At 65.4% G+C, this 21,982-nt stretch carries 17 protein-coding genes; 7 read left to right on the top strand and 10 right to left on the bottom strand.

Annotated elements, in window-relative coordinates; translation table 11 throughout:
- Positions 1-80: 80 nt before the first annotated feature.
- The 10 genes from AC628_RS23555 to ugpB all read right to left on the bottom strand — a co-directional run bounded on the left by AC628_RS23555 (position 81) and on the right by ugpB (position 11,377).
- Positions 81-812 carry a GntR family transcriptional regulator gene (locus tag AC628_RS23555; protein WP_074129097.1) on the bottom strand — a complete coding sequence of 244 codons (732 nt, stop codon included), beginning with the start codon at positions 810-812 and terminating at the stop codon, positions 81-83.
- A gap of 17 nt (positions 813-829) precedes the next feature.
- On the bottom strand, positions 830-1,222 hold the full coding sequence (hpxZ, locus tag AC628_RS23550) for an oxalurate catabolism protein HpxZ (RefSeq protein WP_074129096.1): 393 nt from the start codon (positions 1,220-1,222) through the stop codon (positions 830-832).
- 1 nt (position 1,223) lies between these two features.
- Positions 1,224-2,621, bottom strand: coding sequence for an AtzE family amidohydrolase (locus tag AC628_RS23545; RefSeq protein ID WP_074129095.1), 1,398 nt, complete (start codon positions 2,619-2,621; stop codon positions 1,224-1,226).
- 7 nt (positions 2,622-2,628) lie between these two features.
- Positions 2,629-2,808: a DUF4089 domain-containing protein gene (locus tag AC628_RS23540; RefSeq protein WP_074129094.1), complete on the bottom strand. Its 180-nt coding sequence runs from the start codon at positions 2,806-2,808 to the stop codon at positions 2,629-2,631.
- A gap of 19 nt (positions 2,809-2,827) precedes the next feature.
- Positions 2,828-4,546 carry a dipeptide ABC transporter ATP-binding protein gene (locus tag AC628_RS23535; protein WP_074129093.1) on the bottom strand — a complete coding sequence of 573 codons (1,719 nt, stop codon included), beginning with the start codon at positions 4,544-4,546 and terminating at the stop codon, positions 2,828-2,830.
- Between the two features lie 243 nt (positions 4,547-4,789).
- Positions 4,790-5,689 (bottom strand): ABC transporter permease, encoded by a 900-nt coding sequence (locus AC628_RS23530; protein ID WP_074129092.1) that lies wholly within the window; start codon positions 5,687-5,689, stop codon positions 4,790-4,792.
- 3 nt (positions 5,690-5,692) lie between these two features.
- A complete protein-coding gene (locus tag AC628_RS23525; RefSeq protein ID WP_074129091.1) occupies positions 5,693-6,706 on the bottom strand; it encodes an ABC transporter permease in 1,014 nt (337 codons plus the stop codon).
- A gap of 283 nt (positions 6,707-6,989) precedes the next feature.
- Positions 6,990-8,612 (bottom strand): ABC transporter substrate-binding protein, encoded by a 1,623-nt coding sequence (locus tag AC628_RS23520; RefSeq protein ID WP_074129120.1) that lies wholly within the window; start codon positions 8,610-8,612, stop codon positions 6,990-6,992.
- Positions 8,613-8,991: 379 nt separating this feature from the next.
- Entirely contained in the window at positions 8,992-9,945 is a 954-nt protein-coding gene (locus AC628_RS23515; RefSeq protein ID WP_074129090.1) for an aminoglycoside phosphotransferase family protein, read from the bottom strand.
- Between the two features lie 112 nt (positions 9,946-10,057).
- Positions 10,058-11,377 (bottom strand): sn-glycerol-3-phosphate ABC transporter substrate-binding protein UgpB, encoded by a 1,320-nt coding sequence (ugpB, locus tag AC628_RS23510; protein WP_074129119.1) that lies wholly within the window; start codon positions 11,375-11,377, stop codon positions 10,058-10,060.
- Between the two features lie 186 nt (positions 11,378-11,563).
- On the opposite strand from ugpB, the gene AC628_RS23505 reads away from it, so the two are divergent.
- The 7 genes from AC628_RS23505 (at position 11,564) to AC628_RS23475 (ending at position 21,788) form a co-directional block, all read left to right on the top strand.
- Positions 11,564-12,562: a TRAP transporter substrate-binding protein gene (locus tag AC628_RS23505; RefSeq protein ID WP_074129089.1), complete on the top strand. Its 999-nt coding sequence runs from the start codon at positions 11,564-11,566 to the stop codon at positions 12,560-12,562.
- Positions 12,563-12,596: 34 nt separating this feature from the next.
- The gene (locus tag AC628_RS23500; RefSeq protein ID WP_074129088.1) at positions 12,597-14,663 is read left to right on the top strand and encodes a sensor histidine kinase; all 2,067 of its coding nucleotides are present in this window, start codon (positions 12,597-12,599) and stop codon (positions 14,661-14,663) included.
- Entirely contained in the window at positions 14,633-16,378 is a 1,746-nt protein-coding gene (locus AC628_RS23495; RefSeq protein ID WP_074129087.1) for an ATP-binding response regulator, read from the top strand. Before AC628_RS23500 ends, AC628_RS23495 begins: the two co-directional genes overlap by 31 nt.
- Positions 16,375-17,112 (top strand): response regulator, encoded by a 738-nt coding sequence (locus AC628_RS23490; RefSeq protein ID WP_074129086.1) that lies wholly within the window; start codon positions 16,375-16,377, stop codon positions 17,110-17,112. Before AC628_RS23495 ends, AC628_RS23490 begins: the two co-directional genes overlap by 4 nt.
- A gap of 221 nt (positions 17,113-17,333) precedes the next feature.
- Entirely contained in the window at positions 17,334-20,387 is a 3,054-nt protein-coding gene (gene polA / locus AC628_RS23485) for a DNA polymerase I (RefSeq protein ID WP_074129085.1), read from the top strand.
- A 56-nt stretch (positions 20,388-20,443) separates the two neighbouring features.
- A complete protein-coding gene (locus AC628_RS23480; RefSeq protein WP_283806714.1) occupies positions 20,444-21,073 on the top strand; it encodes a LysE family translocator in 630 nt (209 codons plus the stop codon).
- A 79-nt stretch (positions 21,074-21,152) separates the two neighbouring features.
- The gene (locus AC628_RS23475; protein WP_050406001.1) at positions 21,153-21,788 is read left to right on the top strand and encodes a LysE family translocator; all 636 of its coding nucleotides are present in this window, start codon (positions 21,153-21,155) and stop codon (positions 21,786-21,788) included.
- Positions 21,789-21,982 lie beyond the last annotated feature (194 nt).

The raw sequence follows: 21,982 nt of genomic DNA, 5'->3' as shown, positions 1-21,982 counted from the left end.
AAGCAATCCATATCTCCGCGTGGATGGACAGATGGATTGCTTCGTCGCTTCGCTCCTCGCAATGACGGGAGGAGCGAGTGCTACACCGACACCGCGTAGGTCTCGTACTCCCCGCGCACCTGCTCGATATGGGCGCGCATCGCCGCAGCAGCCCCTGTCTTGTCGCCGCGCAGGATGGCGACGACGACGCGGTCGTGCTCGGCGTGGGATTTTGCCAGACGCCCGAGATTGCGGAACTGGGCGCGGCGGAACGGCTGCACCCGCACCCGCGTCGCCAAGGTGATCTCGGCGATGTAAGCGTTCTGCGAGCCGGCATAGATCGCGTTGTGAAAGCGCTCATTGACCTCGTGGAAGCGCTCGGGATTGCCGGTGTAGCTCAAGACCCGCAGCTCCTCGTGGATCGCCTCCAGCGCATGGCGCTCCGCCGGCGTCATGCGTTCGGCGGCAAGGCCGGCGCACATCGCCTCGAGCTCGGCCATCGCCTCGAACATGCCGGTGAGTCTTTCAAGGGAGGGCCGCGCCACCACCGCGCCGCGATGCGCGCGAGCATCGATCAGGCCGCTCGCGGCCAGCTGCCGCAACGCCTCGCGCACCGGGGTCCGCGAGACATTGAAGCGGCGCGCAAGGTCAGTCTCATCGAGACCGGCGCCGGGCGGCAGCGTGCCGCGCACGATCTCGTCGGCGAGTTGCAGGCGCAGCTCTTCGGCGCGCGTGACCTTGTCGACCAGCGACGACGGGCGATCGACGCGCGGCACGGCCGGCTCGGGTTCAGTGGCTTGCTGCGTGCGGGTCGGAAGATCGTCCAGGCTCATGATTCAAGCGCTCTTGTTCAAACGCCTTTAGGCTCGTCGATGACGCTGACATGCGCCGCGACGATTCTCCAGCCCTCGGGGAAGCGAATCCACGTCTGCATCTGCCGCCCCACCCTACCCGGAGTGCTGTCCCGATAGAACAGCGTCGAGGCGATCGCGGTGTCGCGGCCATAGGTCGTGATCACGGTACGATCGATCTTGCGCATCAGGCCGACCGGCGAGCGCCCGGCGCGAAACGCCATGATCTCGGCGTAGCCATAAAGGTTCTCGCCGATGCCATAGCGCAGCGTGCGGCTGTCGTTGCGGAACAGCTCGTCGAGCACAGCGACGTCGTTCGACACCAGCGCCTTCTCATATCGCTGGAACTGCGCGGTGACTTCAGCAACCACATCGGGAAGATCGATGTCCATACTAGAATCCCCTTGGCGCCGGCGCGACCACGACGCCCATCTGTTCCAGCGCGTAGGCGACCCGCAGCGCAATGTCCTCGCGCCAGGGCGCGGCAATAATCTGAACGCCGATCGGCATCGGTTCAAGCGGCACCGGCACGGCGGCCACCGGCAGGCCGATGAAGGAGATCGGCTGGGTATGGAGACCGATATTGGGACGCACCGGAAGCTCGACCCCATCAAGGGTAAAGGTGGCCTGACCGATCTTCGGCGCGGTGCACGGGGTTGCCGGCGCCAGGATCACGTCGACCGACTGGAACAGCTCCAGCACCCTGGCACGATACCAGCGGCGGAACTTCTGCGCCTTGTCGACATGAACCGCCGGGACCATCGCGCCCGAAAACAAGCGATCGCGCACCGCCGGATCGAAATCATTCGGACGCTTGCGCAGCCGATCGAGGTGCAGCGCGGCGCCCTCGGTCGTGGTGATAATGAAGGCCGCCGCACGGGCACGCGCGGCTTCCGGCAGCTCCACGACCTGCGTCGCGCCGAGCGCCTTTGCGACGCACGCGATTGCTTCGACCGCCTCCGGCAACAGATTCTGCTGGAAATAGCCGCCGGCGATCGCAACCCGCAGCCCGCTGATCCCTTCGGTCAGCAGCGGCGTTGTGGGCTCGACCGGTCGCGCGACGCAGGCGGGATCATCAGTGTCGGGCCCCTGCATGACGTCGTATGCGAGGGCGAGATCCTTCACGCTGCGCGCGAACGGACCGAGATGATCGAGGCTTGCGACGAACGGAAAGGAGCGCGCACGCGACAGCCGGCCATAGGTCGGCTTCAGGCCGAAGATGCCGCAGAATGACGACGGCACCCGGATCGAGCCGTTGGTATCGGAGCCGAGCGCGATCGGCACCAGCGCGCCGCCGACGGCACTGCCGGAGCCCCCCGAGGAGCCGCCGGCCATCCGCGCCGGATCGTGCGGATTGCGCGACGGACCGTCATGCGCGTTCTCGCCGGTGAAGTCGTAGGCGTACTCGCCCATGTTGAGCGCGCCGACCAGCACGGCACCGGCCGCTTCCATCCGCTCGATCAGCGTCGCGTCGCGCGGCGAGGCCGGCAGGTCGCGATTGATCTTCGAGCCGGCGCGGGTCGAGAGCCCTTGCACATCGAACAGGTTCTTCACCGCGAACGGTACGCCGGCGAGCGGGCCGACGGATTTTCCGGCTGCGATCTCCGCATCGATCGTACGCGCCTTCGCGCGGGCGCGATCGGGGGTCACGTCGGTGAAGGCATTGAGGACCTTGTCGTGAACAGCGATACGCGCAAGCGCAGCTTCGGTCGCAGCGAGGGCGGTGATCTTGCGGCTTGAGACGGCTTGCGCGGTCTCGGCGGCCGACATGGACGCGGGAGTTTCGGACATCGCGATCTCAGGCCGAATAGATCGCAGCCGACGCGGCGTCATCGGGCAGCGGGAAGTCATCGACCAGTTTCGCCAGCCGCAGCGCGACCTCTAGGTTGGCGCACACCGCCGGACGCCAGGCGTCGTCCAGCGGCAGCTCCATCGCGCGGGCGGCGGCATTCACGTAGTCGTCGAGATGATCGGCCATTTCGCTCCCAGTGAGTTTTTCAAGCAACCGGCAACGGCGGATGCGGGATCGCCGTCAGCAGTTCTTTTGTATAGGCATCCTGCGGATTGCCCAAGACGTGTTCGGACGTGCCCTGCTCCACGATGCGGCCGGCGCGCATCACGATGACGCGATCGCACAGCAGGCGCACCACGTTGAGGTCGTGCGACACGAACAGATAGCTCATGCCCATCGACTGCTTGAGGTCCTGCAGCAGATTGAGCACAACGGCCTGCACGGAGACATCGAGCGCCGCGGTCGGCTCGTCGAGGATCACGAGCTTCGGATGCAGCGCAATGGCGCGCGCGATGCCGACGCGGGCCTTCTGGCCGCCGGACAGCTGATGCGGAAAGCGATCCAGCAGATTGACCGGCAAGCCGACCAGCCGTGCCAGCTCCTCGCAGCGGTCGCGGAGCGCGTCGCGCCCTTTGATGTCGCCGAGTTGCATGATCGGGTCCGCGATCGCGCGCGCCGCGGTGAAGCGCGGGTTGAGGCTGTCGGTCGGATCCTGGAACACCATCTGGATCTGGCTGCGCCGCGGCAGCCGCGCAAAGGATTGCGGCAGGATGCCGCCGATGTTCTCGCCGTCGAACATGATGCGGCCGGAGGTCTGGTCCAATAGCCGCATCACCATCATCGACGTCGTCGACTTGCCGCAACCGGATTCGCCAACCAGGCCGACGCTCTCGCCATGGTCGATCTGGAAACTGATGCCGTCGACGGCGCGGAAGATGTCTTCCTCGACCGGCGGCTTGCGGCCGAACAGCTTTGTCAGCACCGAGCCCGCGCCCTGGCGGGGGTATTCCTTGACGAGCTTTTCGACTGACAGGAGGGGCTGCCCGCGCTCCACAGGCGCAGGCACGGCCGCGGTCCCGGCCGTCGTCGGCGCCTCATCCTCCTCCGGCAACAAATCCCTGAGCGACACTCCCAGCCGCGGCGTCGCGCGCATCAGCTTCTTCGTGTAGTCGTGCTGGGGCGCGGCGAAGATGTCGGCCGACTTTGCGGTCTCGACCACGCGGCCCTTCTCCATCACCACGACGCGGTCGCAATAGGCGGCGGCGAGGCCGAGATCGTGCGTGATCAGGATCGTCGACATCGCGCGGCGCCGCGTCAATTCGACGATCAAATCCATCACCGCCTTCTGGGTGGTGACGTCGAGGCCGGTGGTCGGCTCGTCGGCGATCAGAAGCTGCGGATTACATGCCAGCGCCAGCGCGATGACGACGCGCTGGCACATGCCGCCGGACAGTTCGAACGGATAGGCGTGATAGCGCTCGCGCGGCCGCGCGATCTTGACTTGCTCCAGCGCCTCGATCGCGGTCTCGCCGCGGTCGGTGACCTGGGCCTGCTGCACATGCTGGCGCAGCACGTCCTCGATCTGGTGCCCGACCTTGCGGATCGGATTGAGCGCGGCGCGCGGATTCTGGAAGATCATCGAGACTTCGCGGCCGCGCAGATCGCGCATCTGGCTTTCGGTCGCCCCCTTGACGTCGATGCCGGAGAACATCACCGAGCCCTCGGCGATCCGCCCCGCCCGATCGAGGATGCGCATCACGGCGTATGATGTCACCGACTTGCCGGAGCCGGACTCGCCGACGATGCCGACGGTCTCGCCCTTGGCCACCGTGATGTTGACGTGCTGCACCGCCTTGACGATGCCACGGCGGGTGGTGAACTCGACCGTGAGGTCGCTGACGTCAAGCAACGGCTGCGCGGTCATGCGCGACTCCCACAAAATATCGAAAACAACCCCATGCAAAGGAGCGGAGCGGTAGCGTGACACCGCGCCGAGACAATCATCACGTCCTCCGCTCGTTCAGCTCGTCATGCGCGCGCTTGACCCGCGCATCTTCTATCAGACCCTCAACTTGCGTCATTGCGAGCGTAGCGAAGCAATCCATCGCACAGCATAACGGATAGATGGATTGCTTCGTCGCTTCGCTCCTCGCAATGACGGCTCGCATCACGTCCTCCGCTGCGGGTCGACGATGTCGCGCAGGCCGTCGCCGAGCAGGTTGAAGCAGAACACGGCGATCATCAGCGCGAGGCCGGGGAATAGCGCGATCCACCATTCGCCGGACACCATGAAGCCGGCGCCCTCGGCGACCATGATGCCCCACTCCGCGGTGGGCGGCCGGACGCCGAGCCCGATGAACGACAGGCCCGCGGCATTGAGGATCGCATAGCCCATGGTCAGCGACATCTGCACGATCATGATCGGCATGATGTTGGGCAGGATGTGCCCGAGCAGGATGCGGTACTCGCCATTGCCGGACAGCCGCGCCGCCTGCACGAAGCCGGCGTTGCGGCGGACGTTGGCTTCCGCGCGCGCGACGCGGGCATAGAGCGGAAAGTTCACGATCGCGGTCGCGATGATGATGTTCTGCACGGTGTTGCCGAGCGCCGCGACGATGCCCATCGCGAGCACGAACAGCGGAAACGCCATAATGGTGTCGGCGATCCGGCCGACGATGCGATCGGTCCAGCCGCCGAAATAGCCGGCGGCGATGCCGGCGAGCCCGCCCATCAGGAACACCAGCACGACGGAGGCCACCGCGATGAAGGTGTCGAGCCGGGTTGCGACGATGACGCGGCTGAAGATGTCGCGGCCGAGCTGATCGGTGCCGCACCAGTGCGCCGCGGACGGCGGCTTCAATGCCGCCGCGGTGTCGGACGCGAGCGGGTCGTACGGCACCACGTACGGACCGAACAGCGCGGCGAACATGATCAAGATCAAGAGCACGAAGGCGAAGCCGGTGACCTTGTTCTCGCCCAGCACATAGCGCGTCTGTTCGAAGACTGCGGCGAGCCCGGAGGTGCGGGCGGGACCTGCGGGTTCGACGGTCGGCGCAACGCTGCTCATGCTCTAACCCTCCAGCCGGACGCGCGGATCGATCACGCCGTAGAGGATGTCGATCAACAGATTGAGCAGCACGTACATGACCGCCATGGTCAGCACGAAGCCTTGGACGGGCGCGAAATCGGACGCGATCAGCGCCTCCACCGCGTAGGAGCCGATGCCGGGCCAGGCGAACACCTTCTCCACCAGCACATTGGCCCCGAGCAGGAAGGAGAACACCATGCTGAGCGTGGTGATGACCGGCAGCATCGCGTTTCGGAACGCGTAGGTCACGATCACCTTGCCGGGCGACAGGCCGCTGGCGCGCGCGGTGCGGACGAAATCCGACGCCAGCACCGCCAGCATCGAGGCCCGCGTCATGCGCGCGATCGGCGCCAGCGAGAAGATCGCGAGCGTCACCGCCGGCAGGATCAATTGGCTAAGCGCCGAACGAAAAGCCTCGAAGTCGCGCGCGATCAGCGTGTCGATCAGATAGAAGCCGGTGACCGTCGGCGGCGCGCTATAGAACACGTCGAGCCGGCCGAGCGGCGCGGGCGCCCAGCCGAGCCGGAAGTAGAACACGTAAACCAGCACGAGCCCGGTGAAGAACACCGGCAACGATACGCCGGCCGTCGTGGTGACGCGGCAGAGATGATCGATCCAGGAGCCCGGCCGCGTCGCCGCCAGCACGCCGAGCGGGATCGCGATCACGATCGAGACAACGAGGCCGAGCAAAGTGAGTTCGGCCGACGCCGGCAGGCGGTTGCGTAACTCGGCGGCGACAGGCTGGCCGGTGGTGAGCGAGGTGCCGAGATCGCCGTGGGCGAGATCGCCGGTGTAGCGCACGAACTGCTCGATCAGCGGCTTGTCGAAGCCGAGCTTCTTCCTGATCTGATCGACCGCCTCCTTGGTCGCGGCTGGGCCAGCGAAATAAGCCGCGGGATCGCCCGGCAACGCGCGCGTCAACAGGAACGTCACGATCACGACCCCGATCAGCGACGGGATCGCGAACAGCAGCCGCTTGCCGATCAGGGTCAGCATGGGCGCCTCGCGATTTGCAACTGCAATGCCCCGACGGGACTGGCAGGGCCCCCTGCCCTCTTCCGGGTGAGGACAATCGCATATGACATCTGAGGAGATCGTCCGCGGGCCTCCTTCGCCTCTCCCGCTTGCGGGGGAGGCCGACGCGCGCTCAGCGCGCGTCGGGTGGGGGCTCTCTCCACAATGTGACTCGCGGAGAGAGCCCCCACCCCAACCCTCCCCCGCAAGCGGGAGAGGGAGCCGACTGCCGATGCCGATGCGTCGCGGACCATCGACATGATCCTCACCCCTTCGCCATCGCGCGATAGTCGAGGCGGCGGTGGAACCAGTATTGGTAGCCCGAGATGTTCTTCTGCATCGCGACGTTGACGAACGGCTGATAGAGCGGGATGCGCGGGATGTCGGCGTAGGCGAGATCGACGAAGCCCTTGACGTCGGCGTCGTAGGCCGCGGTGTCGCCGTTGGCGGCGGCGATGCGCGCGCCGTCGATGAGCTTGTCCATTTCCGGCGACTTGTAGCTCATCGTGTTGAAGATTGAATTGTTGCCGTGATAGCACCAGTAGAAGAAGTACTCGGGGTAATCGAGCCAGCCCGAGAACACGTTGGTGAACAGCGGCATTTCCTTCTTGGCGAGCTCGGTGCGCCAGTTGGCGCCGGGCACCTTGTTGATCGTGGTCTTGATGCCGAGCTGCCCGAGGCTCTCCTGCACCAAGACGCAGAGCGGCTCATTGACGCCAGCGAAATTCAGGTCGAACGAGATCGTGGTCTCGAAGCCGTTGGCGTAGCCGGCTTCAGTGAGCAGCGCCTTGGCCTTCTCCATGTCGGTGAAATACTTGGTCGGCTGCGGCCAGGCCACCTCGGTCGGCTTGTCCCTGGCCGCGCCGAACATCGGGTTGGCGAGACCGAACAGCACCGCATCCATGATTTTTTGGTAGGGCATCGCGTAGGCCATCGCCTGCCGCACCTTCGGATTGTCGAACGGCGGCTTGGTGACGTTCATGCCGATATACTGGATGCCGTTGGAGAACGGCAGCGAGACCACGTTGAGCTTGCCGTTCGCCTTCATCTCCTGGAAGTCCTTGAACGGCAGCTCGTAGGAGATGTCGGCATCACCGCGCTCGAGCAGCGCCCGGCGGTTGCCGGCCTGCGGCACCATGCGCCAGATCACGCGCTTGATCTTCGGCAGGGGACCGCAGACCCAATCGTCGTTGCGCTCCATGACGACTTCGGTGCCGGCGGTCCATTTGGTCACCTTGTAGGCGCCGGAGCCCGCGGTCTGCTGCTTGGTGAATTCGAGACCCCAGGGATCCTTTTCGCTGGCGTTCTTCTTGACCAGCTCGGAGTTGACGACACAGGGCACGATCACAGCGAGGTCGGGGATCGTGAGCTTGTCCTTCCTGAGGAAGTCGACGCGCACCGTATGGTCGTCGACGATCACGAACTGCTCGGGCTTGGTCAGCGAGCCCGCGCTCATCTGGAAGGTCGGGAAGCCGCCGACAGAGACGGCACGGTCGAGCGACCATTTGACGTCCTTCGCCGTGACAGGCGTGCCGTCATGGAATTTGGCGTTCTTGCGCAGCTTGAAGGTGACCGACATGTCGCCGATGTTGAAATCCTCGGCGAGCTCGGGTTTGAACTTGTCGCGGTCGTAGTAAGGCACGCCGCCCGGGCCGCTCTTCATCTCGTGGCTGATCAGGCGGTCGTAGCAATTCCACGACACCTCATAGCCGGGCACGTTGGTGCCGACGCCGTGGATATCGAGATTGTTGGGACCGCCCTCGGAGACGATCAGCAGCGTCTCGGCGCGCGCATCGGCCTTGGCCGGCGACCAGATCGCAGGCGCGGTCGGCGCCAGCGCCCCCGCGGCCAGTCCAGACACCGATTTGAGGAAATCGCGACGCTTCATGTGATGCTCCAACGCCCGGGAGCGGGCCTTGGAACTCAGTTCGCAAGGATTGTGCCAACCCTTAACGAAGGCTTATGAGGGAGTTAACGCGCTGTAATATTTGAAAAAATCAACGATGGTATCTTAGACTGCCGTCCGAGGAGGGACATGAAATTGCATACAAAGGCCGGAAGTTTGCTCAAAATATATGCACAGCACAAAGGATGCTTGTTTTGTGGCCGTGCGCCGATGGCTAGCACTCCTGCGCAGCGGGAAGGCTGCCAGCGTCATTGCGAGCGAAGCGAAGCAATCCATTAGGCCGCAAGCGCGGATAGATGGATTGCTTCGTCGCTGGCGCTCCTCGCAATGACGGCAGAGGGAGCACCCTGGCGCGGTAGTGCTAGCCCGGCCAGATCAGCTCCTGCAACTTCACGAAGTCATCGACCCGGTCCGGCCAGCCCGCGATGCAGATGTGCCGCAGCGGATCGCTCGCCGAGTGCAGCATCATGAGCGCCATCAGCCGCCGCTTCAGCGTGAAATTCACCTCACTGCGCGGGATGCCGAAGCCGTCGAACAGGCTGCGCACAAGGCGAGGATGCCCGGCGGCCATGAAGGCGCTGGGACCGAGCAAATCGTATTCGCCCCATCCGGTCCGGACGTCGCCGAAGTCGAACAGGCCGGCGACGTGCCAGCCGTCGGCCCGGCGGCCGAGCAGAAAATTCTCCGGGATGTACTCGCCGGTCAGGATCACCGGCGGCGCGTGCATCGGGATCAACTCAGTGGCGTCACGCAGCAGATCATCGAGCGATGTGCGGAATTTCGCCGGCAGGCCGAGCCGTTCATGCCGCGCCCGGCACTGCGCGATCTGGGTTCGCATGAAGGCCTCCCAGCGCGGCTCGATCGCAAGCAGGCCGCCGGGCGGCACGCGCTGCACGTCGGCGATCACGGCGCCGATCTCGGCGAGCACGCGCTCCTGCTCGGCTTCCGTCAACGATGGCCAGACCTCCGAGCCGACCGTGCCGGCGAGGTGCGTAATGACGAGATAAGGCCAGCCGTCGCGCTCCCCCTCCGCGACGAGGTCGGGGATCGGAATGCCGAGCCGTCCCCGTAACTGCGCGAGCGCGCCGCGCTCGGACACGAATTGCGGGCGCAGGAACGGCGGGAAAAGTTTCAGGATCAGGTCGCCGTCGAGCCCGACGACGAGGTTGGTGCCGGTCGAGAACACATGCGGCGTAGCGCATGATAGCCCGCGGCCATCGGCAATATCGCGCGCGACCGGCAGCCAGCGCGACGTGTCGCCGCGCCAGGCGCGGTAGGTGTCGTAGGTGGTGATGGGTGGAAGGAGCGCAGTCATATAACAATCGTCATTGCGAGGAGCGCAGCGACGAAGCAATCCATAGCCGAGCGTGGGGCATGATGGATTGCTTCGCTTCGCTCGCAATGACGGGGGAAGAGCGGCTGCACCATCACCGGTCCGGATTGGCGCGCTCGAACTGGCGCAGCAGACGGTTGCCGCGCTCGACGGCGTTGTCCATCGCGGCCTGCGCCGAACGCTTGCCGGCGAACACCTGCTCGAGCTCCTCCTCGATCACATCGCGGACCAGCACGAACGAGCCGAGACGGACCCCCCTCGACTTGTCGGTCGGCGGCTTCAGCGTGACCTCCTCGATCGAGATCGAGGCGCCGGGATTGCGATCGTAGAAGCCCTGCGCGCGGCTGAGATCGAACGCGGCGCGGGTGATCGGCAGATAGCCCGTGTTCTGATGCCAGTCCGCCTGCACCTCGGCCCGCGACAGATAGGCGAAGAATTTTGCCACCCCGGCATATTCAGCGCGCGGCCGGTCGCGCAGCACCCACAGCGTGGCGCCACCGATGATCGAGTTCTGCGGCGCGCCCTGCACGTCGGCCTCGTACGGCATCATGCCGTAGCCGACCTCGAATTTCGAATTGGCCTTGATGTCGGCGCGGGTGCCCGACGAGCCGATGAAGATGCCGCACTCGCCCTTCTGGAAGCGCGGCTCGGCCGCCTGCCCGCGGCCGCTGTAGTCGAACGACTTGTCGGCCTGCCACTGCGCGAGCTGCGCGATATGACGCACCACGATCGGGTTGTTGAAGACCAGCTGCGCGTCGAGCCCGGCAAAGCCGTTGGCCCTGGTCGCGATTGGCAGATTGTGGAAGGCGGAGAAATTCTCGACATTGATCCAGGACGGCCATGACGTGGTGACGCCGCACATCGCGCCGGCCGCGCGCAGCCGCTTCGCCATCGTACCGAGCTCGGCCCAGGTCTTCGGCGGCTCGCTCGGATCGAGCCCGGCGGAGCGGAACATATCCTTGTTGTAGTAGAGGATCGGCGTCGAGGCGTTGAACGGGAACGACAGCATGTTGCCATCGACATCGGCATAGTAGCCGGCGACCGCGGGCAGGTAGGCCTGTGGCACGAACGCCTCCGACTGATCGCGCATCAGCTCGAACACCGGATAGATCGCGCCGCGCGCCGCCATCATGGTTGCGGTGGCAATCTCGTTGACCTGAACGATCGCCGGCTGGCTGCGCGAGCGGAAGGCGAAGATCGCCGCGGTGACGGTCTCGGTGTAGTTGCCCTTGTAGGCGGGCACGATCCGGTAGTCGGATTGCGAGGCGTTGAAGTCGGCGGCGAGCTTCTCGAGCTGCTTGCCGAGCTCGCCCGACATCGCGTGCCACCACATGATATCGGTCGCCGCTTGCGCCGGCGCCACAAGCAGAAGGGTCACGACGAGGAGATGCAGGAGCTTCAAGGCAAGCTTCAAGGCGAACTTCACGACGAGTCGTTCCCGGGTGCGAGCACGCCGTCATAAGGCGCTACAACCGCAAATTCAATCGACACCGCAAGTTGCAGCGCCGAATTAACGCTTGGCCGATGGGCGAACCATCGCCATTCTGCTAAAAAGCGTTGAACCTTTTCCTCCCGCCCTGGACACAAATCACAAGGGGAAATGCAGCCTGTGTACCGCCGCGCCGGCCTTTCGCGGACAATAACGCTTGCCGTCGCGCTGTTATGGGCAGCGGTTTCGGCGAGTGCTTTTGCGCGCGAGTTCCGCACCGCCGACACCCAGAATGAAGACTATCCGACCGTCCAGGCGCTGAATTACATGGACCGTCTGATCGCCGAACACACCGGCGGCCGGCACCGCATCGTGGTCTTCCATTCCCGCCAGCTCGGCGAGGAAAAGGAGACGCTGGAGCAGACCCGGGTCGGGGCCATCGATCTGAACCGGACCAATGTCGCGCTGATCGGGACCATGGTGCCGTCCGTCAACGTGCTGGCGATGCCGTTCCTGTTTCGATCACATGAGCACCTGCAGCATGTGCTGGACGGGCCGATCGGCAACGAGATCCTCGGCAGTCTCGAGGCCCACGGCTTCGTCGGGCTCACCTTCTACGATTCCGGCGGCCGCTCGATCTATAACAGCGTGCGCCCGGTGCGTTCGCTCGACGACCTCAAGGGGTTGCGGCTGCGCGTGCAGCAATCCGAACAGATGTCGGATATGATCCGCGCGCTCGGCGCCCAGCCGGTCCAGATGGCCTACGGCCAGGTAATGACCGGGCTTGCCAACCGGCTGATCGACGGTGCCGAGAACAACTGGCCGTCCTTCGTCACCACCGGCCACTACAAATATGCCGGCTATTACACGTTGACCCAACACACCGTGAGCCCCGAAGTGCTGGTGATGTCGCGCAAGGCCTGGGCCAGCCTCTCGCCCGACGAGCAGACCATCTTCCGCGACGCCGCGCAGCGCTCCAGCCTTTACATGCGCGAGAAGTGGCGGGATCTCGAGGAGCGCTCGCGCAAGCAGGCGGAGCTTGCGGGCGTGAAGGTCGTGACCGACTTCGACCGCAAGCCGTTCGAGGCGGCGATGGCCGGCATCTATGCCAAGGCCGAGCGCGATCCGGCGATCGCAGCGCTGATCGAACGCATCCGCAACGTGGAGTGACCGGATCTTGGACGCACCTCAACAGGACGTGACGATGCGACGACCGGCGGCCTTCGGGCCGCAGGGCCGCTTCCGCATCGTCCAGTTGCTGCGTGCGGTGCCGATCCGCTGGCGCATCCTCTCGATCGCGCTGCTCAACTCCGCAGTCGTGATCGTGCTCGCGGTGCTGATCTGGAACGGCTCGAAGGTGCTCGGTTCGGCCTGGGATGATGTCCGCCAGGTGCGGGAATCCGACAAGATCCTGGCTAAGCTCGAAAGCGAGACCAGCCGGCTGCAGAACCTGATCCATCGCTACATCAACCAGCCGAGCCCGGACCTGTTCGCGGAAATCCTGCTGCTGCGCGAGGCCGTGCTCGGCACGCTGACCAACCGCGCCTCGACCGACCCGATGCTGTCCGGCTCGGTCGAGCAGCTCGAACGCGCCACCAGCCGCTTCCTCGACGGCTTCGGCGAATTGCGCACGGTGCAGACCAAGATCTCCAAGACCTATGACGAGCAGGTGCTGACGCCGACCAGGGACATGGCCGGGCTGTATTCGATCATAGAGGGCGCCACCGGCCATCGCGACGCGCTGATCTGGCCCGCGCTCGGCAAATCGCGCGAGGCGTTCACCTCGCTGCTGGTCGCCGCGAACGCCTACTACCTCTCGCTGGCCTCCTCGTCGGCCGAGGAAGCCCGCCGCAACATCGATACGATCGAGAAGACGATCCCGGTCATGACCGATCTGGCCGAGAACGATCTGCAGCGCATGGCGCTGGCGCGGCTCAAGGTCAAGACCGCCGAGCTGCGCGACGGGCTCGGCAAGCTCAGCGAACAGCTCACCAACCGCACCGATCTGTTGCGCAATTCGATCGACGCCAGCCAGGCCGACGCGATCGGCGCGATCGACGATCTCTCGGTGAAGATGCGCCAGCGCGAGCAGAAGGCGCAGGAGACGTTCGACAAGACGCTGACGTCGATCTCGCGCCGGGTGCTGTCGATCGCGGTGATCTTCCTCGGCGTCATCATGTCCGCCGGCGTGATGATCGCATTGTCGATCCGGCTGCCGCTGGCGCAGATCATGGCCGCGATGCGCACCATCACCTCTGGAGACCTCGACCGGCCGGTGCAGGGCACGTCGGCCAAGGACGAGGTCGGCGCGATGGCGCGTGCCGTCGAGGTGTTCCGCGAGAATGCGATCGCCAAGCGCGAGACCGAGGACGAGCTGCGCACCGCCAAGGAGAAGGCCGAGAGCGCGCTGCTCGAGCTCAACACCGCGCAGCAGAACCTGATCGATGCCGAGCGCCTCGCCGCGCTCGGCGGCCTGGTTGCCGGCGTCGCCCATGAGGTCAACAATCCGATCGGCATCAGCCTGACGGTCGCCTCGAGCTTTGCCCGCCGCAGCGAGATGTTCGAGAACGATTTGAAGACCGAGCCGCTGCGCCGCTCCAGGCTCGACGACTTCGTGCGCGCCTCGCGTGACGCATCGCAGCAACTGGTCTCGAACCTGCAACGCGCCGGCGAGCTGATCCAGTCGTTCAAGCAGGTTGCCGTCGACCGCTCGCATGCCGAGCGCCGCCAGTTCTCTTTAAGCGAATCCACCGACCAGATCGTGGCGAGCCTGCGGCCGGTGCTGAAGAAGGCGGCGATCGCACTGTCCGTCGATGTGCCCGATGGCCTCTTGATCGACGGCTATCCCGGCGCCTATGGCCAGATCTTAACCAATCTTTTCCTCAACGCCGTCAATCATGCCTTTGCCGACGGCCGCTCCGGCAACATCACGATCTCGGCGCGTGGACGCGGCGCTGACGATGTCGAGATCATCTTCGCAGACGACGGGGCTGGCATGACGCCGGACGTGCAGCGACAGGCGTTCGACCCGTTCTTTACGACACGCCGCAACGAAGGTGGTACGGGCCTCGGCCTCCATATCGTCTATAACCTCGTCACCCAGCAGCTCGGCGGGCGCATGATGCTGGAGTCAAGGGTAGGACAAGGCACCACTTTTCGCATTATCATGCCCAGGATCGCCAAGGGGGCTCCCAAGGGCGAGCCCACGATCACTGACGCAGCAGCCGACGGAACCAGTCAATGGCCGAACAGGACGATGTCCTCCAACTGATCGACGACACCGAGAGCCCCCAGGAGGACTCGTCGGCTCGCAAATGGAAGATCGCCGTGATCGACGACGATCACGCCGTCCATGAGGGCACCCGTTTCGCACTGAGCGACTACAATCTGAACGGCGCAACGCTGGAGATCCTGTCGGCCTACTCTGCGGCCGAAGGCCGCACGCTGATGCGGGACAATCCCGACATCGCGGCCGTGCTGCTCGACGTCATCATGGAGACCGACGTCGCCGGCCTCGAGCTCGTCGAATACATCCGCAACGAGATCAGGAACGAGACCGTCCGCATCATCCTGCGCACCGGCCAGCCCGGCCAGGCGCCGGAGCGGCGCGTCATCGTGCAATACGACATCAACGACTACAAGGCGAAGACCGAGCTCACCGCCGACAAGCTGTTCACCTCGCTGACCGCGGCGCTGCGCAGCTACCAGCAGCTCGAGCGCATGGTGCAGACGCGGCGCGGGCTCGAGATCATCATCGACGCAGCCTCGACGCTGTACGACTTCAAGTCGATGCAGCGGCTGGCCGAGGGCGTGCTGACACAACTCGCCTCGCTGCTCAACGTCGATTGCGCCGGCATTCTGGTGCTGCGCGACGACGGCAATGCGGCCGCATGTGATTTCTCGGTGCTGGCCTGCTCGGGCTGCTACAGCCGCTTCATCGGCACCACCTCCTCGAAGGCGCTCGATCCTGACCTCAGGCACATGGTGGAGGCGGCCTTCCAGGCCCGCAAGAACGAATTCGCCGACCACCGCAGCGTGCTCTATTCGCGCACCGGCAGCGGCCGCGAGGTCGTGGTGCTGCTGCAGGCCGAGCGCCAGCTCTCCGACACCGACCGTGCGCTGGTCGAGATATTCTCGAGCCGGCTGTCGATCGCGTTCGACAACGTGATCCTGTACCAGCAGCTGCACGAGGCCAACACCCAGCTCGAGGACCGCGTCACGCAGCGCACCCGCGCGCTGATGCAGGCCAACCGGCGGCTGTCGGCGCAATGGCTGCGGCTGCAGCGCGCCAACGGCTTCAAGAACGAGATCCTCGGCACCGTCGCCCACGACCTGAAGAATCCGCTCGGCGTGATCCTCGGCCGCACCGAAATGCTGACCGAACTGATCGGCGCCGGCTCGCCGAAGGAGAACGTCACCGCGCAGGTCGAGCACATCCGGGACGCCACCAAGCGGCTGACCTCGATGGTCGATCACCTGATCTCGGATGCGATGGCGGATGCCTTCGACATCACCATCCGCCGCGAGCCGGTCGATGTCGCGGCCCTCGTCAACGAGGTCACCGAGGCCAATCTGCCCTCGGCCGTCAACAAGCAGCAAAGCATCTCGGTCTCGGGGCCGCAGCAGTTCGTCACGATGTGCGACGCCGACCGGATCCGCGAGGCGATCGACAATCTGGTCAGCAACGCCATCAAATATTCGCCGATCGGCGGCAAGATCACGGTCGCGGTCAGTCACGAGGGCGACGACACCGTGATCCGGATCGCCGACCAGGGCCCCGGCCTCAGCCCGGAGGATCTCGGCCGGCTGTTCGGCCGGTTCCAGCGGCTGTCGGCCAAGCCGACCGCGGGCGAAAGCTCGACCGGCCTCGGCCTTTCCATCGTCAAGCGTATCATCGACATGCATGGCGGCCATGTGACCGCGCAGAGCCCGGGCCCCGGACAGGGGTCGACCTTTACGGTTACACTGCCGGCGACAGAGACATGAACCAGAACCCGCATATCTTCATCGTCGACGACGAGGCGCCGGCCCGCGAGATGGTCGGCGATTACCTCAAGATGCATGGCTTCGGCGTGACGCTGTGCGATGGCGGCAAGAGCCTGCGCAAGGAGATCGAGAGCAGCACGCCCGATCTCGTGGTGCTGGACCTCAACATGCCCGAGGAAGACGGGCTGTCGATCATTCGCGACCTCAAGAGCAAGATCAACGTCCCCGTCATCATGCTGACAGCTACTGCCAGCCCGATCGACCGCGTGGTCGGGCTCGAGCTCGGCGCCGACGATTACGTGGCAAAACCCTGCGAGCTGCGCGAGCTGATGGCGCGGATTCGCTCGGTGCTGCGGCGGAGCGGGCCGGCGAAGTCAGCCGCGCCGGAACCGGCGAGCGCGAAGGCCGGAAAGGAGCAGCTGGTGCGGTTCGGCACCAAATGGCTCGATCTCGAAGCCCAGGCGCTGCGCGACGACGAGGGCAATGAGCACCCGCTGACGGCCTCCGAATTCGGCCTGCTGAAAGTGTTCGCGGCCAACCCGAAGCGCGTGCTGTCGCGCGAGCGGCTTTTGGAACTGGCCAATGCGCGCGACGCCGAGGCCTTCGACCGCGCCGTCGACCTCCGCATCATGCGCATCCGCCGCAAGATCGAGTTCGATCCGACCAAGCCGTCCGTGATCCGCACCATCCGCGGCGGCGGCTACCTGTTCTCGCCGACCGGGGATAAGGCGTAGCTCGGTGTCGTCCGAATTTTGATCGTCGTCCCGGCGAAGGCCGGGACCCATTACCCCGACTGCCTGCGGTGAGACGACGATGGGGCGCAGCGGGCTTCCACAACGAACGGCTGTGGTTATGGGTCCCGGCCTTCGCCGGGACGACGATTTGGCTGTGCGGCACACCCGGAATCCACACACGTAAGGCTGTCATTCTCCGCAAAAATCCCTAAGTTTCGGCCATGCCGAAAACAGCCTCCAAAGACCCCGCCAAGCCCGCTCCGAACACCGCCCCCAAGCCCGTCGCCGCCAAGCCGGTTGCGAGCAAGCCCGCGGCCAAGGGCGACCATATCTTTTTGGTCGACGGGTCGGGCTACATCTTCCGCGCCTATCACGCGCTGCCGCCGCTCAACCGCAAGTCCGACGGGCTGCAGGTCAATGCCGTGCTCGGCTTCTGCAACATGCTGTGGAAGCTGCTGCGCGACATGCCGGAGGACAACCGGCCGACCCATCTGGCGATCGTGTTCGACAAGTCGGAGATCACGTTCCGCAACAAGCTCTATCCGGATTACAAGGCGCACCGGCCGCCGGCGCCCGATGATCTGATCCCGCAATTCGCGCTGATCCGCGAGGCGGTGCGCGCCTTCGACCTGCCCTGCCTCGAGCAGGCGGGCTTCGAGGCCGACGATCTGATCGCGACCTACGCGCGGCAGGCCAATGAGCGCGGCGCCAGCACGACCATCGTGTCGTCAGACAAGGACCTGATGCAGCTCGTCACCGACAAGGTCGTGATGTACGATACGATGAAGGACCGCCGCATCGGCATCCCGGAGGTGATCGAGAAATTCGGCGTGCCGCCGGAGAAGGTCGTCGAGGTGCAGGCGCTGGCCGGCGACTCCACCGACAACGTGCCCGGCGTGCCCGGCATCGGCATCAAGACCGCGGCGCAGCTGATCATCGAATATGGCGATCTCGATCAGCTGCTGTTCCGCGCCACCGAGATCAAGCAGCCGAAGCGGCGCGAGGCGCTGCTCGAGAACGCCGAGAAGGCGCGCATCTCGCGCCAGCTGGTGCTGCTCGACGACAAGGTCGATCTCGAAGTGCCGCTCGACGACCTCGCGGTGCACGAGCCGGACTCGCGCCGGCTGATCGCCTTCCTCAAGGCGATGGAGTTCACCACCCTCACCCGCCGCGTCGCCGACTATGCGCAGATCGACCCTGCCAATGTCGACGCCGATCCCGGCAATAAGAGCGGCGCCAGCGTGTTCTCGCCGCTGCCGCCGTCGGACGTGACGCCGGCGCCGGGCGACGCACCGATAGCCGGCGCGGCACCACCTGCGAAGGCCAAGCCGACCGGCGCGCGCGACGACAAGAACTCCAACCGCAAGGGCACGCCGGCGACGCTGGCCGAGGCCCGTGGCGAAGCGATCCGCAACACCGGCTTCGACCGCAAGGCGTATCAGGCGATCGGCAGTCTCGATCAGCTCAACGCCCTGATCGCGCGCGCCCACGACACCGGCTATCTCGCGATCGAGGCGATGTCGGAATCGATCGACCCGATGCAGGGCGAGCTCTCGGGCCTTGCGCTGGCGCTGGCGCCAAACGACGCCTGCTACGTGCCGCTCAACCACAGAGAGGCCGGCGGCGGCGCCGGCCTGTTCGATGCCGGCCTCGCCCCCGGGCAGCTTAAGACCGCCGATGCGCTGAAGGCGCTGAAGCCGCTGCTGGAGTCCGCCGGCATCCAGAAGGTCGGCTTCAACGTCAAGTTCACCGCGGTGACCTTGGCGCAGCACGGCGTCACGCTGCGCAACATCGATGACGCGCAGCTGATGTCCTACGCGCTCGATGCCGGCCGCGGCTCGCACGCGCTGGAGGCGCTCGCCGAGCGCTGGTTCGGCCATGCCGTCGTCAATTACGGCGGCCTCGTCGGCAGCGGCAAGGGCAAGCTGACCTTCGACCAGGTCACGATCGACAAGGCGACCGAATACGCGGCCGAGAGCGCCGACGTGATCCTGCGGCTGTGGCGCGTGCTGAAGCCGCGCCTGGTCGCCGAGCGCATGACGACGGTCTACGAGACGCTGGAGCGGCCGCTGGTCTCGGTGCTGGCGCGAATGGAGCGCCGCGGCATCTCGATCGACCGCCAGGTGCTGTCGCGGCTGTCGGGCGATTTCGCCCAGACCGCGGCGCGGGTCGAGGCCGAGATCCAGGAGATCGCCGGCGAGCCGGTCAATGTCGGCAGCCCGAAGCAGATCGGCGACATCATCTTCGGCAAGATGGGATTGCCCGGCGGCAGCAAGACTAAGACCGGCGCGTGGTCGACCACCGCGCAGGTGCTGGACGATCTCGCTGAGCAGGGCCACGAATTCCCGAAGAAGATTCTGGAGTGGCGCCAGGTCTCGAAGCTGAAATCGACCTACACCGACGCGCTGCCGACCTATGTCAATCCGCAGACCCATCGCGTCCACACCACTTACGCGCTGGCGGCGACCACGACGGGCCGGCTGTCGTCGAACGAGCCGAACTTGCAGAACATCCCGGTGCGTACCGAGGACGGCCGCAAGATCCGCCGCGCCTTCATCGCGACGCCGGGCCATAAGCTGGTGTCGGCGGACTACTCACAGATCGAATTGCGGCTGCTCGCCGAGATCGCCGACGTGCCGGTGCTGCGCCAGGCATTCCGCGACGGGCTCGACATTCACGCGATGACCGCGTCCGAGATGTTCGGCGTGCCGATCAAGGACATGCCGAGCGAGGTGCGCCGCCGCGCCAAGGCGATCAATTTCGGCATCATCTACGGCATCTCGGCGTTCGGCCTTGCCAACCAGCTCGGCATCGCGCGCGAGGAGGCTTCGGCCTACATCAAGAAGTACTTCGAGCGCTTCCCCGGCATCCGCGCCTATATGGACGAGACCAAGGACTCCTGCCGCCGCAACGGCTATGTCACGACGCTGTTCGGCCGTAAGATGTACTACCCCGACATCAAGGCGTCGAACGCCTCGGTGCGCGCCTTCAACGAACGCGCCGCGATCAACGCGCGGCTACAGGGCACCGCGGCCGACATCATCCGCCGCGCCATGATCCGGGTCGAGGACGCGCTCACCGAGAAGAAGCTCTCGGCGCAGATGCTGCTGCAGGTGCATGACGAACTGATCTTCGAGGTGCCCGACGCGGAAGTCGCGGCGACGCTGCCGGTGGTGCAGAAGGTGATGCAGGACGCGCCGTTCCCGGCCGTGATCCTGTCGCTGCCGCTGCAGGTCGACGCCCGCGCTGCGAACAATTGGGACGAGGCGCATTGACGAGCGGTTCGCGGCGCAATCGGATGCATCATGTGGATGGGAGCCTTAGTTGACCCTTGGCTGAGATCCATCCGCTGCTTGCCTTCGCGCTGACCGCGCTCGTCATCGAGATCACGCCCGGCCCCAACATGACTTACCTCGCCGCGCTGTCGCTATCGAGCGGCATGCGCACCGGGTTCGCCGCCGTCGGAGGCATCGCACTCGGCTTGATGACCTACGGCATGATCGCGGCCTTCGGGCTGGCCGCCGTGATCGACAATTCGCCGCTGCTCTACGGCCTGCTGCGATGGGGCGGCGTGCTCTATCTGCTGTGGCTCGCGTGGGATGCCTGGTCGGGTCAAGCCGACGGCGCGGCGGACGCGGCACGGAACGAGCGGCCATGGCCTGCATTTCGGCGCGGCCTGATCACCAATCTGCTTAATCCGAAGGCCGCGGTGTTCTACGTTGCCGTGCTGCCGGAGTTCGTTCGGCCCGATGCTGTATCCGTCGCGTCGCAGACGTTGCTGCTCAGTCTCATCTATGTCGCGATCGCCACGCTGATCCATTCGACCATCGTCACGCTGGCCGGCGCCATGCAGTCGACTATCGACGTCGCGAACAACCGCCGGACCATTCGCGGCGCCTTTGCGCTGGCACTGGTCGGCATCGCGATATGGTTCGCGGTGACGACCGGCCACCCGCGATAATTGATCCGAGAGCAATTCCAGCATGGCCGCGCGGCGGATGACACGCTAGAAGTGTCTGCATCCCCTCGCGAGACCCATCATGCCCCATACATCCGCCCTGCTCGGCTTTGCGCTCGTCTGCCTCGGCATGGTGCTGACGCCGGGGCCGAACATGATGTACCTGATCTCGCGCTCGATCACGCAAGGGCCGGCGGCCGGCATCGTTTCGCTCGGCGGCGTCGCGCTCGGCTTCGTGTTCTACATGCTGTGCGCGGCGTTCGGCATCACCGCGCTGCTGTTTGCGATTCCCTATGCCTATGACGCGCTGCGCTTCGCTGGTGCCGCCTATCTGCTCTGGCTGGCGTGGCAGGCGCTGAAGCCCGGCGGCCGCTCGCCGTTCCAGGTCAAGGCGCTGAAGGTCGACGGCCCGCGCAAATTGTTCGCAATGGGCTTCCTCACCAATCTGCTGAATCCGAAGATAGCCATGCTCTATCTGGCGCTGCTGCCGCAGTTCATCGATCCCGCAGGCGGCAGCGTGCTGACGCAGTCGCTCGCGCTCGGCTCGATCCAGATCGTGATCAGCGTCAGCGTCAACGCGATGATCGCGCTCGCCGCCGGCTCGATCGCGGTGTTCCTCGGCACCCGCCCGACCTGGCTTTTGGTGCAGCGCTGGCTGATGGGCACGGTGCTCGCAGGGCTTGCGATGAAGATGGCGCTCGAGGCGCGGAGGGCGTGACTTGCTTGCCTCTCCCGCTTGCGGGGGAGGCCGACGCGCGCCGAGCGACGCGAAGCGTCGTCCGAAGCGCGGCGGGTGGGGGTTCTCTCCAGCGCGTAGCAACCATTAAGCCGTGACGGTTGTTTCGAGCCAAGGCGTTCCGCGCTGGACGACAGTGTTGGCATAGATCAGCAGCTTCCGTGCGCAAGCGATGA

Source organism: Bradyrhizobium sp. NAS96.2 (genome assembly GCF_001908235.1).
Lineage (GTDB): Bacteria > Pseudomonadota > Alphaproteobacteria > Rhizobiales > Xanthobacteraceae > Bradyrhizobium.
This window is presented reverse-complemented; position numbering and strand designations above follow the sequence as displayed.